General features: G+C 72.5%; 11 protein-coding genes, 2 tRNA genes and 1 pseudogene. 7 read left to right on the top strand and 7 right to left on the bottom strand.

The annotated features are described in order from the left end of the window. Window positions 1-4 precede the first annotated feature (4 nt). Together E4P39_RS19325 and E4P39_RS19320 are read left to right on the top strand one after the other, a co-directional pair. Window positions 5-196 (top strand): hypothetical protein, encoded by a 192-nt coding sequence (locus tag E4P39_RS19325; protein ID WP_135138220.1) that lies wholly within the window; start codon window positions 5-7, stop codon window positions 194-196. A 130-nt stretch (window positions 197-326) separates the two neighbouring features. After that, entirely contained in the window at window positions 327-734 is a 408-nt protein-coding gene (locus E4P39_RS19320) for a DUF6394 family protein (protein ID WP_135138219.1), read from the top strand. A gap of 210 nt (window positions 735-944) precedes the next feature. Here the strand turns inward: E4P39_RS19320 and E4P39_RS19315 are convergent. After that, window positions 945-1,018 (bottom strand) — tRNA-Met (locus tag E4P39_RS19315). 128 nt (window positions 1,019-1,146) lie between these two features. Here E4P39_RS19315 and E4P39_RS19310 point away from each other — a divergent pair. Next, window positions 1,147-1,623 carry a hypothetical protein gene (locus tag E4P39_RS19310; RefSeq protein ID WP_135138218.1) on the top strand — a complete coding sequence of 159 codons (477 nt, stop codon included), beginning with the start codon at window positions 1,147-1,149 and terminating at the stop codon, window positions 1,621-1,623. A gap of 28 nt (window positions 1,624-1,651) precedes the next feature. Here the strand turns inward: E4P39_RS19310 and E4P39_RS19305 are convergent, their stop codons facing one another. Next, window positions 1,652-2,389 carry a TetR/AcrR family transcriptional regulator gene (locus E4P39_RS19305; protein WP_135138217.1) on the bottom strand — a complete coding sequence of 246 codons (738 nt, stop codon included), beginning with the start codon at window positions 2,387-2,389 and terminating at the stop codon, window positions 1,652-1,654. A gap of 90 nt (window positions 2,390-2,479) precedes the next feature. Here E4P39_RS19305 and E4P39_RS19300 point away from each other — a divergent pair, with 90 nt between their 5' ends. After that, window positions 2,480-3,301 (top strand): DUF4386 domain-containing protein, encoded by an 822-nt coding sequence (locus E4P39_RS19300; protein ID WP_135138216.1) that lies wholly within the window; start codon window positions 2,480-2,482, stop codon window positions 3,299-3,301. 12 nt (window positions 3,302-3,313) lie between these two features. Here E4P39_RS19300 and E4P39_RS19295 read toward each other — a convergent pair whose 3' ends face one another. From E4P39_RS19295 to E4P39_RS19280, 4 genes are all read right to left on the bottom strand, one after another. After that, window positions 3,314-5,443: a DEAD/DEAH box helicase gene (locus tag E4P39_RS19295; protein WP_135138215.1), complete on the bottom strand. Its 2,130-nt coding sequence runs from the start codon at window positions 5,441-5,443 to the stop codon at window positions 3,314-3,316. A gap of 193 nt (window positions 5,444-5,636) precedes the next feature. Continuing rightward, window positions 5,637-5,713: transfer RNA gene (locus E4P39_RS19290), tRNA-Met, on the bottom strand. A 68-nt stretch (window positions 5,714-5,781) separates the two neighbouring features. Beyond that, on the bottom strand, window positions 5,782-8,772 hold the full coding sequence (locus E4P39_RS19285; RefSeq protein WP_245159972.1) for a UPF0182 family protein: 2,991 nt from the start codon (window positions 8,770-8,772) through the stop codon (window positions 5,782-5,784). 224 nt (window positions 8,773-8,996) lie between these two features. Next, window positions 8,997-10,019, bottom strand: coding sequence for a PDZ domain-containing protein (locus E4P39_RS19280; RefSeq protein ID WP_135138213.1), 1,023 nt, complete (start codon window positions 10,017-10,019; stop codon window positions 8,997-8,999). A 148-nt stretch (window positions 10,020-10,167) separates the two neighbouring features. On the opposite strand from E4P39_RS19280, the gene E4P39_RS19275 reads away from it, so the two are divergent. Further along, window positions 10,168-11,541, top strand: coding sequence for a zinc-dependent metalloprotease (locus E4P39_RS19275; RefSeq protein ID WP_135138212.1), 1,374 nt, complete (start codon window positions 10,168-10,170; stop codon window positions 11,539-11,541). 7 nt (window positions 11,542-11,548) lie between these two features. Here E4P39_RS19275 and E4P39_RS19270 read toward each other — a convergent pair whose 3' ends face one another. Next, entirely contained in the window at window positions 11,549-12,220 is a 672-nt protein-coding gene (locus E4P39_RS19270) for a M48 family metallopeptidase (protein WP_135138211.1), read from the bottom strand. Window positions 12,221-12,622: 402 nt separating this feature from the next. On the opposite strand from E4P39_RS19270, the gene E4P39_RS22455 reads away from it, so the two are divergent. Both E4P39_RS22455 and E4P39_RS19265 read left to right on the top strand, forming a co-directional pair. Further along, window positions 12,623-12,775 carry a DUF5679 domain-containing protein gene (locus E4P39_RS22455; RefSeq protein ID WP_012950213.1) on the top strand — a complete coding sequence of 51 codons (153 nt, stop codon included), beginning with the start codon at window positions 12,623-12,625 and terminating at the stop codon, window positions 12,773-12,775. A gap of 120 nt (window positions 12,776-12,895) precedes the next feature. Further along, window positions 12,896-13,197 (top strand): annotated as a pseudogene (locus E4P39_RS19265) (thiamine biosynthesis protein ThiF); the annotation flags it as partial.

Below are 13,197 nucleotides of genomic sequence, written 5' to 3'. Positions count from 1 at the left end.
CGACGTGGATGAGAGCCTTCGCGCCTTCCTCGCGATCGCGATGATGACGTCCGGTCTGGCGCTCGTGGCCTATGCGGGCTACCTCCACTACGTCGCCCTGCCCGCGGAACACGCCCCGAGACACGTGATCATCCGGACCACCCTGTTCGTCGCCGGGCTCGTCCTGGCCTTGCTGGGAGCTGGGATCCTCCGTTGAGCGAGCCGCGTCCGGCCCGAGAAGGGCGCGGCGGGCACGCAGGGCCGGCCCGGGCTGCTGCCGAAGGCCCGACGCGGGCACCGTGCTCGACGGCCGTCGTGCGCCGAGTTCCGGAGCCGGGTGGAGTCGCATGAACCTCGGCAAGGTCGTCTTCGGCTTCTTCGTACTGCTCGCCGCGACGATGAACTTCGGCTTCTTCGTCGGTGACATCTCCGACCCCGCGGTCCACAACGAGTACGAACTCTTCGCAGCCGTGGTGATCAACCTGATCGCCACGTGTCTCAAGTTCGGCGACCGGACTCATGTCGGTGCAGTGCATCTGGCCACCAGCCTCGTGGCGGACCTGCAGCTGATCGCGGCCACGGTCGTGTGGGTGTACGCCTCGCAGATCTCCTCCGGGGGACTCACCGCAGCGGCCACGGCAACCGTCGTGTCGCTCTCCGGCGGGGCGCCGCTCGCCAACCTCATCTCCGTGGGGATGCTGGTGAGTGAAACCGTGTCGTTCCACGCCTTCCCGCCGGGGGGCGGCCGGGAGTAGAGCGTCAGGACGGATGTCCCGGTACAGGTCGAGGATCGTCGGGGCGCGGCTACCGTGTCTCCACCCCGAACCGCCCAGCAGCCTCAGGCCCACTGCTGACCAGCGGCCGCCGCGAGGTGAGACCTACGGATACCGGCCGCAGAAACGACGAGAACCGGCGCGATTGCGCCGGTTCCCGTCGCTACGGACCGGATCCCGGACCGTGTCGAGTAGCGGGGGCAGGATTCGAACCTGCGACCTCTGGGTTATGAGCCCAGCGAGCTACCGAGCTGCTCCACCCCGCGTCGGTAGCACCAGCCTACACGGCCCCGGACGGGCCTCCGGTGGGGTCGGTGTGACAGCCCCGTCACACGAGTCCCAGGCGCGCGCGCCTTCCCCTGCGGGCGGCGGCGCTCCGCCTAGAGTCCGGCACGTGGCTGGGGACGGTGGAACGAGGGCGTTCGCCGGTGAGCCGCAGCCGGTGGAGATCCACCACCGCGGCATCTGGTACTCCGGCGAACTGCTGGGCTGGCGGCACGACGCCGACGGGCGCGTGGTCGCGCGGGTCCGCTGCGTCGTCGACCGCCTGCGCCACTCGGCCTGGAAGGACCTGGCGGAGCTGCGCCTCCCCGACCCGGCCAACCCGCCCCGTCGCACGGTGGGCGACTCCCTGCCGGCCACGGCCATCCCCGACGAGGCCGACGCCACCCGCCCGCACGTGCTCCTTGCCGGTCTGCGCACCCGCCCGCGGTCGCCGGAGCACGTCCGCACGCCGCCTCCGGGCCGCAGCGAGCAGCCCGAGCGCCCGCGCTGGGAGCCGGCCCGGCGGCCCGCTCCGGAGAGCTCGCCCGAGCGGCGCTTCACCACCGATCACCCCGAACGGCGCAAGGCGTACCTCAGCGCCGTCTGACTGCGGCGGTGACGCCCGCGCGGCGCGGTCAGTTCTGGCCTACCACGTCCCGGGCGCGGGTCCGCCGGCTCGCCCCCGGCGCGGTGATGCCGTCGAGCGTCCGGCGGAGGCCCCAGAGGTACTGCTCGGTGGAGATGTAGCCGGCCATGGTTGCCGCTGCTGCCGCACTGCGGGGATAGGCGTCGGCCGGGATCGCCGCGAACACACCGCGACGGACGGTGATCCGCTCCGCCTCCGGCGGCAGGGGGCCGGGCCCGTGCACGTCGGCGACCTCGAGGGCGATCGACCCGAACACGTAGACGAGGAGCAGGTAGGACGCCCGCGCGGCGTCACCGCCGTCGAGTCCCGCGTCGGACAGCAGCTGCAGGAGCCGCTCGTTGAGCGCGAGCGCGTTCGGCCCGTCCATCGGCCCGCCGATCATCAGGGGGACGGCACCCGGGTGTGCGGACAGTCGTGTCCGCAGCTCGACGGCCAGGGCTTCCACGCGTTCCCGCCACGGCTGCTCGCGGTCGGCGAAGACGTCGTGGTCGACCTCCCCCAGCAGTCGCTCGACGAGCGCCCTGACCACGGCGGCCTTGTCGGGGAAGTAGGTGTAGACGGCGTTCGGGGCGACCCCGACCCGCGCGGCGATACCGCGCACGGACGCCGCATCCGGTCCGCCCTCGTCCAGCAGGCCCAGCGCCGCATCGAGGATCTCGGCCTCGGCGAGGGCCCGTCGCGGACCGGGACGCCGCCGCTCGGCCGGCTCGGGCATGGCTTCGGACATCGGTGAGCGCTCCCCCTTGACGTGGCTCAGCACAGGGTAGACGCTCCCTGTACGCCGTACAAACTCTGTACGCCGTACAGGAGGTCTTCGATGACCACGTCCATCCCCACCGGCGGTCTCCGCCGCACCACCGGCGGACTCTTCGTGGCCGGCGCCCTCGCGTTCGCCGGGGCGGCGACGGTGCTCTCCTCGACCTTCGACTGGCCGGACATCCTCCGCGAACCCGCCGATGTGGTGCTGCCGGCCTTCGTCGCCGGCGGGACGAGCCTCGTCTGGACCTGGTTCGCCACCGCCTGGACCTACGCGATCCTGGTCGTCCCGATCCTGCTGCTGCCCGGGGCCCTGGGCCGGCGCGGCGATCCGGCGCTGCGGGTGGCCACGTACCTGGGCGCCACGTCCGTCGTGCTCAGCCTCATCGGATTCCTGCGCTGGGTGTTCGTCGTGCCGCCGCTGGCCGACTCCTACGTCACCGGAGACGCCGCCACGCGGGCCGCGGTGGATGCCGCCTGGGTCGCGCAGCACCAGTTCGGCGGCGCGCTGCTCGGTGAGCACCTGGGCCAGTTGCTGGTGATCGTCTGGTCGGTCACCGTGAGCGTGATCATCCTGCGCACCGGGGTGCTGCCCCGCTGGCTCGGCGCCGTCGGGCTCGTCGTCAGCGCGCTCTACCTGACCAACCAGGGCGACATCCTCGCCACCGCCGTCCCGGGATTCCCGGTCTGGGACCTGGGCGGCCTGATCGGCAGCACCGGCTGGGGGCTGTGGGTCGCCGCCCTGGGCCTCGTCGTCCTGCTGCGGCCGGTGCGTTCCGGGAGCCCTGCGCCCGAGGACGGCGCCACCGGCGACATTCCGCTCCTGCCGATCCCGCGTACCGCGGCCGGTTCCCGCGTCGGGAGCGGTCGGTCCGGCCGGTGAGGCTGCGGGTGGTCAGGGCGACGCCGACAACGCGTCCGTCAGCAACCCGACGAGCGCCTCGAGCTGCACGTCGGCCGACGAGGACACCTCCTCCTCCGAGCCGTCGAGCGCCCTGGCGGCGAGTCCCGCCTTGCTGTCGATCAGCTCGGTGATCCGGGTGTCGATCGTCTGCGCGGCGATGATGCGCCACGCGGTGACGGGTTCTCCCTGACCGATGCGGTGGCTGCGGTCGATGGCCTGGGTCTGCTCCGCGTGGGTCCAGGAGAGCTCGGCGAGCACGATGTTCGAGGCCACCTGCAGGTTGAGACCCACGCCGGCCGCGGTCAGGGAGCAGACCGCGACGGCGACGTCCGGATCGTTCACGAAGGCGTCGATGTGCTTCTGCCGCGACGTCGACGTCTGGTCCCCACGGATCGACGAGAAGCGGATCCCCTGCCGGGCGAAGCTCTCCTCGGCGGCGTCCATCACGTCGACGTGCTTGGCGAAGAAGACCACCTTGCCCGCGCTCCGGGCCAGCTGGGCCGCGTAGTCGGCGGCGAGCTCGGCCTTCGCCTGGCCGATGCGTCGCATCATGCCGAACACGTTCTCGCCGGTCTTCTTGGTGGTCGTGTCCTTGAGCTCCGACCTGGCCACCCTGCGCACGAGGTCGTGGTCGATGCCTTCGGCCACGGAACCGGACGCGCGCCTCGCGAGTGCGCCCTCGTACCGCGACACCAGACGGCGGACGAGCTCGCGCTCGGCCGCCCGGATCGACCGTCCGGCCTTCTCGTCGAGCTCGACGGGGAGGTCGGCGATGCGCCGGGCGGGGATGTCGGCGGCCACGTCGACCTTGCGGCGTCGGACGATGCCGAGGTCGACCACGCACTGGCGGGCGGCCGGGTAGAACCCCGGGTCGGCGGGCGTCCGGCCGGTCTCCTCGAGCGCGTCCATCAGCTCGGCCAGGGGCTGCGTCTCGTCGATCCAGCCGAGGAACTGCCAGATGGCCCGGAAGTCCTCGATGTCGTTGATCAGCGGGGTGCCGGTGAGCGCCATCAGCAGGGGACGCGCGATGCGGGACCGGATCCGCTCGGAGAGCTCCAGGACGTGCTGCGAGCGCTGCGACGTCTTGTTCTTGATGAAGTGCGCCTCGTCGACGACCATGCCGCGGAAGCCGAAGTCGCCGATCCATCCCACGTGGCGGTCGAGCACCTCGTAGTTGACGACGACGATGTCGGCGAAGCCGTCGATCGTGTCACCGTTGCCGTGGATCACGGTCGCCGCGCGGTGCGGCGTCCAGAGGCCGGCCTCGCGTGCCCAGTTGGTCTTGACGACGTTCGGCACGACCACGAGCAGCGGGTAGGCGGTCGCCGCCTCGGCGGCGAGCAGCGCCTGAGCCGTCTTGCCGAGGCCCGGCTCGTCGGCGAGCAGGAAGGTCCGGTGGCCGGCGGCGGCAGCGGCGACGACCTGTGCCTGGTGCGGCATCAGCTCGAGGCCGGCCGGCGCGTGCAGGGAGGACGGCGTGGGCAGAGCCATGGACGTCGAGGCACCGCTGCCGGCGCGCTCGAAGGAACTGAGGAGCGGGCCGAGCAGCTCCCACCCGGCGAGGCGGCGCGGACGGGTCGTGGTCGGCCGGGCGGACGAGAAGTCGGGGGCGAGGAACGGGTTGGCCAGCTGGCGTGAGACGACCGACTGCGGCACGACCCGGCGCTCGGGGGCGGCGGAGGCGGCAGCGGGCTGTGCCGCCGGAGCCTCGTCGGGGGCCGCCTCGATGCCGACGGCGGTCAGGATGTCCCGCTTGAGAGACCTGGCCGCCTCGGAGACGACGGCGTCCCCGGTGAGGAGCGAGAGGAGGGCGGGATCGCGTACGGCGGTCTTGGCGAGGATCGTCCCGATGCCGTCGAGGCGCTTGAGCTGCTCGGCCCGGTGGCTCTGGCTGCTGGTCCCGTCCGCCCGGACCCGGGCGTGCTCCTCGCGCACCAGCTGGGCGACCACCTGGAACTTGGTGCGCACGGCGGGCGTCACGGGGCCGCGCCGGGCGGCTGCCTCGACCTCACGGACGGTACGGGCGAGCACGGTGATGACGTCGTCGCCCTCGCGGACGCGTCGCTGGTTCCGCGGGGCCGCACGGCGAGCGCCTGCCTGGCGCTGGCCTCGTCGAGCCAAGGACTCCTCCTCTGGCATGCCCGTTCCTGTCGCCGCGGCGGAGTTCCGCCCACGGTCCCGCGGTCGGGTCGATGGATGTCGCGCGGAGACGGCCGCCTGGCTGCTCCGGGACGCGACTCCCTGGACCTGGGAGAGATCGAGGGTCGCCCGAACGGAAACGGCCCTCACAGTGACTGTGAGGGCCGCCCCGTCGTGGTAGCGGGGGCAGGATTCGAACCTGCGACCTCTGGGTTATGAGCCCAGCGAGCTACCGAGCTGCTCCACCCCGCGTCGGTACGGACGACCCTACCAGCCGCGGACCGAGGGAGGGCGCGGGGCTGCCGCGCCCTCCCTCCGGCTCACCCCGTCGGGGTGGCGCCCGCCGGCGTCGCGGACGCCCCGGCGGCCTGCTGAGCGGCCTGGTAGGCCTGGACCGCGGCCTCGAGGTCGGCGAGCGCCTGGCCCTGTCCCTCGAAGTCACCGTTGCGCTGGGCGGCCTTCAGGGCGTCGATCGCGGCACTGATGTCGGCCGCGGCATCGGCCATCTCCGGGCTCGCCGGCGTCCCGCCGCCGACGGGAGGCGTGGTCGGCGGAGCCGGCGACGTGGGCGTCGCCGTCCCGTCGCCGGGAGGCGGCGTGCTGCCGCTGCCGGTCGCCGACTCCCCTGCCCCGGCGCCGAAGACCTGGTCGAGCGCCTCCTCCAGGGTGTCGGCGTAGCCCACGCGGTCGCCGTAGTTGACCAGCACCTTCCGCAGCAGCGGGAAGGAGTTCTGGCCGGTGCCCTCGACGTAGAGCGGCTCGACGTAGAGCAGACCGTCCTCGCCGATCGGCAGGGTCAGCAGGTTGCCGAACACGGGTTGCGAGTCCGAACCCCGGAACAGGTTCAGGTCACGGGCGACGTCGTCGTTCGTGTTGAACGACTGCTGCACCTGCCGTGGCCCGCGGAACGGGGTGTTGCCCGGCAGCCGCAGCACCTGGATGTCCCCGTAGGTCTCGGGATCGCTGGACGCGGAGATGAACGAGGAGAGGTTGTCCCGGTTGAACGCGTTCAGCGCGCTGGTGAGCTGGAACGTCGCCTCGTCGTCCCCCGGCCGCTGGGCCAGGATGTAGTACGGCGGCTGCGCGTCCTCGGTGTCCTGCGTGGGGTCGGCCGGGATCTGCCAGCGGTCGTTCTGGCTGTAGAAGTTGCCCGGGTCGGTCACGTGGTACCGGGTCAGGATGTCCCGCTGCAGCTTGAAGAGGTCCTCCGGGTAGCGGACATGGCTGACCAGTTCCTCGGGGATGTCCTCGCGGTCCTTGATGGTTCCGGGGAACGCCTTCCGGTACGTCTGGAGGACCGGGTCCTCCTGGTCCCACTCGTACAGCGTGACCGTGCCGTCGTAGGCGTCGACCGTCGCCTTCACCGAGTTCCGGATGTAGTTGAACTGGTCGTTCGGCAGTGCCGTCGTCCCGGCGCCGGTGAGCGAGTCCTGCGCCGTCGTCCCCAGGTCTCGGGGCTCGGAGTAGGGGTAGGCGTCCGAGGTCGTGTAGCCGTCGAGGATCCAGGTGACCTTGCCGTCGACGACCGCGGGGTACGGGTCGCCGTCGATCTCGAGGAAGGGGGCGGCCTTCTCGACGCGCTCGCGGGGGTCGCGGACGTAGAGCACCTTCGAGGAGTCGTTGACGGCGCCGGAGAGCAGGAAGTTCCGCTCCCGGTAGTAGATGGCGAAGGTGAGCTGGCGGAAGAAGCTGCCGATCTCGACCCCGCCGTCGCCGTCGTAGACGTTGTTGATCTGTCCCTCGTCCGAGCCGTCCTCGGGCCGGTCGAACTCCCGCGGCGACGCACCCTCGGGCGCGCCGACGACGGAGTAGACGTCCTGACCGCCCTGCTGGATCAGCTCGCCGTAGTAGATGCGCGGCTGCTCGACGTCGATGTTGCCCGTCGTGGGCAGGTCCCGGGTGGTGAACCTCGGCTCGCCGCCCTCCTGGCCCGCGACGACCTCGTTGGCCGGGGCGGCGACGAAGCCGTTGCCGTGGGTGTAGACGGTGTGCCGGTTGATCCAGGTGTCCTGGTTCTCCGACAGCCCGGCGCTGTTGAGCTCGCGGACGGCGACGACGTAGTCGCGGGTCCGCGGCACCCCGTTCTCGTCGGGCAGCGTGTACCGGTCGATGTCGAGCTTCTCGGGGAAGCCGTAGACGTTGCGGATCTGCTGGCGGGCGGTGAACGTGGCGGCGAGGACGTTGGGGTCCAGCAGGCGGGCGTTCGGGATGGTCTCGGTGTCGTTGCGCAGCTCCGCCTGCGCCGCCTCGGTGTCCACCTCGTCGCCCGTGGCGTCCTGGGCGTAGTTGACGTAGTCGACCTCGTCGAGCCCGTAGGCGGCGAGCGTGGAGTTGATGGCCCGCTCGATGTAGGGCGCTTCCTTCTGGTCGGCGCTGGGCTTGACCACGAACTGCTGCACGATCGCGGGGTAGGCCACGCCGATGACCAGGCTGGAGACGAGCAGCAGGACGAGCGCACCGGCCGGCAGCAGGAAGTTGCGGACGAAGATGTTCGCGAAGAACGCCACCGCGCACACGGCCGCGACGAAGACGAGGATCATCTTCGGCACCAGCAGCGCGTTCACGTCGGTGTAGCTGGCTCCGGTGAAGACGTCCCCGCGGTCGGAATAGACGATCCCGTAGCGGTCGAGCCAGTAGGCCACCGACTTGAGCGCCAGGAACAGGCCCAGCAGGACCGAGAGCTGCACGCGGGCCGCGCTCGAGAGCTTCTGTCCCGGCGTCTGAAGCCGGAGCCCGCCGAAGACGTAGTGGGTCAGCAGCGACCCGATGAGCGAGAGCAGGACGACGGCGATGCCGAAGCCCAGCGCCAGCCGGTAGAACGGGTAGTCGAAGACGAAGAAGGACAGGTCGATGCCGAACTGGTCATCGGTCTTCCCGAACTCGGTGCTGTTGCGGAAGCCCAGCCACGTCTCCCAGCTGCTCTGCGCGGTGAAGCCCGCGAAGAGCCCCAGCACCACTCCGATCGCCGTGAGCACCAGACCCCGCCGCGGCTCCAGCGACTGCCGGTAGCGCTCGAGGTTCTGCTGCTCCAGCGACATCGGACGGAACGTCGGCCGGAAGCGGTAGGCGAGGTAGATCGACAGGGCGGTGAGGCCGCCGACGGCGATGCCGGCCACGGCGAACAGCAGCGACCGGGTCTGGAGCTCGGTCCAGAAGACCTCGGTGTAGCCGGTCTCGTCGAACCAGAGGTAGTCGACGTAGACGTTGGTCAGCGTCCCGATGGCCGTGAACAGCACCAGCAGGACGCCGACGGCGCCGAGCACCAGCTTCGCGCGCCGCGACAGGGTCGGCACCGGCATGGGCGGCCGCATCGACACGAACGGTCTCCTTCAGTTACGGGGTGGCACTACAAGACTCGGAGCCACGGGTCGGTCGACCGCGGCGGACGTGCCGGGTGCGACGGACCCGGCGCGAGCCCCGGTTCACTGTGGACAACGCACCGGGGGGCACCGGGTTCCCCGCCGTCCCGCCGGCGACAGCTTCCCCCACCGGCGGGCGGGGACGTCGACCGGGCGCGCCGGAGCGGCCGGGGGGGTCAGCAGCCCGCCGGGTCCCGGCCCGCCCGGACGTCGGCCAGTGCCTGCAGCGCGTCGTCGAGCGTGGCGACCCGGGCGAGGGGGAAGGACGGGTCCGCAGCGGCCAGGGCGGCGGTGCAGTTCCCGGCGGGCACGAGGAACAGGTCGGCCTCGATGTCCTCGGCGGCCGCCATCTTCAGCGCGATCCCGCCGATGGGCCCGACGTTGCCCTCCTGGTCGATGGTCCCGGTTCCCGCCACGACGGCGCCGTCCGTCAGGTCCTCGTCGCCGACCAGGTCGAGGATCCCGAGGGTCAGCATCAGCCCGGCGGACGGGCCGCCCACCTTCCCCACCTGGATGTCGACGTCGAAGGGTGCCGAGGGCTGCTCCAGGATCATCACGCCGAGCAGCGAGCCCTTCCGGTCCTCCGCCTGCCGCGTGGTGATCTCCGTGCTGCCGGGTTCGCCGAGCCGGGTGTAGGACACGGTCACCGTGGAGCCGCCGGGAATCGACCTCAGGACGTCGTCGAGCGTGTCGGCGTCCGGGGTCGGCTGCCCGTCGACCGCCTCGAGCGCATCGCCCTCCTCCAGCTGCCCCTCGGCCGGGGAGTCCTCCGCCAGGCCCTGCACCACGACCTTCACCGGGTAGCCGAGATGGCCCAGTGCGACGGTCTCCGCGGCCCGCTCGGAGCTCAGGAACGCGTCGAGGTTGGCCTGGCGGGTCTCCTCCTCGCTGCGATCGGGCGGGTACACCGACTCCTCGGGGACGACGCTCACCTCGTCGTCGAACCAGCCCCGGATCGCCTGCACGAGGCTCAGCCCGCGACCGCTGATGCCCACCGTGGTCAGGTTGAGCTCGCCGCTCACCTCGTTCGGCGAGCGGCCCTGGACCTCGATGATCTGCTCGCCCTTGATGTCGCCGAGGGTGTCGTAGATGGGGCCCGGCACCTGCGAGACGTACGGAACCGGCACGGTGGCCCCCAGCAACCCGAAGAGCAGCAGGAGGACCGCACCGGCGGTCAGGACGGCGGTCCGACGGGTCACGATGGGCGAGCCTATGTCGCGCGGCCGGATCGGGACGCGGCGCGCGGGCGTCGGGGGCGTCCTGGCCGGTCGGGGCGGTACGCGGAGAGCGAACGCCTCCCGGGCAGGAGCGACCGCAGCACGAAGATCACGCGTCTACCGTGGACGCATGAGTGACGTGCCGCCGTTCGGCTTCGGGCTCCCCGACCGCGATCCCGAGCGCAGGGAGCCGGGCGGGCCGAACCCCGCCGGTGACCCCTTCGGCCTCGGTGCCCTCTTCGGCGGCGTCGCCGGCGGTGGCTCCCCCGAGGACCTGCTCGGGAAGATGCCGCTGTTCGCCGAACTGCAGAAGCTGATGAACTGGTCCGGCGGCCCGGTCAACTGGGACCTCGCCCGCCAGGGCGCCATCAGTGCCCTCGCCACCGGCACCCAGCCGACGTCGGAGGCGGAGCGCACCGCCGTCGCGGAGTCGCTCCGGCTGGCCGACCTGTGGCTCGACCAGGTCACCGAGCTGCCCTCGGGGATCGAGCGGACCGCTGCGTGGTCGCGGGTGGAGTGGGTGGAGCTGACCCTGCCCGCATGGGGCGCGCTGATCGATCCGCTGGCCGAGAAGGTGGTGGCGGCGATGACCAGCGCGCTGCCCCAGGAAGCGGCGATGTCCTTCGGGCCGATCGCCGGGATCATGGGCCGGATGGGCGGGCTGATGTTCGGCGCGCAGGTCGGCCAGGCGCTCGGCAAGCTCGCCGACGAGGTCGTGACCAGCACCGACGTGGGCCTGCCGCTGGCGCCGGCCGGAACCGGCGTCCTCGTGCCGCAGAACGTCGCCGACTTCGCCGCCGGCCTCGATCGGCCGGCCGACGAGGTGCGGCTGTTCCTCGCCCTGCGTGAAGCGGCCTCGCAGCGGCTCTTCGCCCACGTCCCGTGGCTGCGCCAGCAGCTCCAGGACGCGGTGCACGCCTACGCGCGCGGCATCACCATCGACCGTGAGGCGATCGAGCGCGGCATCACCGAGGCCATGTCGGGGATGGAGGGCGGCCTCGATCCGAGCAACCCCGAGAGCATCCAGCAGCTGCTGGGCAGCGGCGTGCTGGAGCCGGAGGAGACCCCCGAGCAGCAGATGGCGCTGCGCCGCCTGGAGACGCTGCTCGCGCTGGTCGAGGGCTGGGTCGACACCGTCGTCGCCGAGGCGGCCAAGGACCGGCTGCCCGGGCACTCGGCGCTGGCCGAGACGATGCGCCGGCGGCGGGCCTCGGGCGGCCCCGCGGAGCAGACCTTCGCGACCCTCGTGGGCCTGCAGCTGCGGCCCCGCCGCCTGCGCGACGCCGCCACGGTGTGGGCGGCGATGGGTCAGCAGCACGGCAGTACCGACCGCGACCGCCTCTGGGGCCACCCGGACCTGCTGCCGACGTCCGACGACCTCGACGAGCCGCTGGACTTCGTCGCCCGTCAGGGGATGGACGACGAGCTCGCCGCACTGACGGCCGACGACGCCGAGCCGCCCGCGCAGCCCGCCGACGAGCCGGAGGACGGCGAGAAGGGCTGAACGGCGGTCAGTCCACGTGGTCGGGCGCGTGGAACCCGCCGGCTTCCCCGGCCGTGTTGGCCAGCTCGACGCCCTCGAGGAATCCCCGGGCCCGTTCCGCCCGCGGGTACCGGGCGACGAGCGCCCAGAACCGCTCGTCGTGGCCGGCCTCGAGCAGGTGGGCCAGCTCGTGCACGAGCACGTAGTCGACGACGTACTCCGGCATCGACCGGAGCCGGCCCGACAGGCGGATGCTGCGGTCGGCCGGGGTGCAGGACCCCCAGCGGCGGTGCTGGTTCTCCACCCACCGGACGCTGGCCGGCTCGGCCGCGCCGTCGAGGTGGGCGGCCGAGAGCGCGCGTGCGCGTGCCATCAGCTCGTCGTCGCCGCCGAGCGACCGCCGACGACGCTCCTCGCGGGTCTGCAGCTTGGCGACCATCTGCGCCACCCAGCGGCGCTCCTCCGCGGGACTGAACGCGGCCGGGATGAGCACCACGGTCCGGCCCAGCTCGCGGTAGGCCGTCACGGTGCGCCGCCGCCGGGCACTGCGGCGGACCTCGACGACGTCGGTGTCCGCGACGTCCCCGGGGCCGGCGTGCGTCCCACGGGCAGCGGTCCGCGCACGCCCGTCCCCGCCGGTTCCCGGCGGAGGGCCGGCCGGCTTCGGGGACGCGTTGGCGTCGGGCGTCGATCCGGGCACGCAGGCACCGTAAGGCACGGCAGCGACCCCGCGCCTCCGAGGAGGCACCCACTCGGGTACAGGTCGCACGGACGGTGGACACGACGGCCGTGTTCCGGCGGGACGCCATGTCGGCGGGAGCGCCGTCCACAGCCCTCCGCCCGGGGATCCGCGCTGCTGGGAGGCCCGCCGGCTCGTTCCTCCGGAGCACTGTCCACGGCTCCTCCCCCGGTCCGCACACAGGGACACGCCACGCCGTCCCCACGTGCTCCACAGGTCTGTCCACAGGCTGTGGGTAGCCGGGGGCGGCGGACGGCCGGAGGGCGGGACGCCCGCGGTTCCGCGGGGTACCGACGGGGGTAGCGTGCCTGCGCAACGGCGACCGGCGTGCGTGCCGCGGCGCCCCGACAACGAGGAGATCCCGTGGCGGAGAGCTACAACGGCTACTGCGTGAAGTGCAAGGAGAAGCGCGACTTCGACGGCGAGGTCAAGGTCAGCGAGTCCGGACGGCGCATGGCCCAGGGCACCTGCCCCGTGTGCGGCACCAAGATGAACCGGATCCTCGGCAAGGCCTGAGCCCCCGAGCGGATCGACGGCGGCGCCCCCGAGTGGGGGCGCCGCCGTCGTCGTTCCGCCCCCTGCCTGCCCTGTGGACGGCGACAGCGCCCCCGGCCTTCGCGCTGCCACCCTGCCCGGGTGAGTGACACCTCCCATCCCCTGCTGCCCGCCGCCACCCCCCTGCTCCGGGACGGCCGAGGCGCGCTCCGTGTCGGCGGCGTGGACTCCACCGACGGCCTGCTCGTGGCCCCGGCCGACGCGGGCCTGCGGGGGCTCCTGCGCGGTCTCGACGGCCGGCGGGCACAGCGGGCGGTGCTGGCGGACGCCGCGCGCGACGGACTGGACCCGGCCGAGGTGGCCGAGGTGCTCGATGGCCTCCGCGCAGCGGGCCTGCTGCTCGATCTCGACGCCGCCGACCTCCTCGTCGCCGACGCGGGGCA

This window comes from Blastococcus sp. CT_GayMR19, assembly GCF_004570385.1.
Taxonomy (GTDB): domain Bacteria; phylum Actinomycetota; class Actinomycetes; order Mycobacteriales; family Geodermatophilaceae; genus Blastococcus_B.
This window is presented reverse-complemented; position numbering and strand designations above follow the sequence as displayed.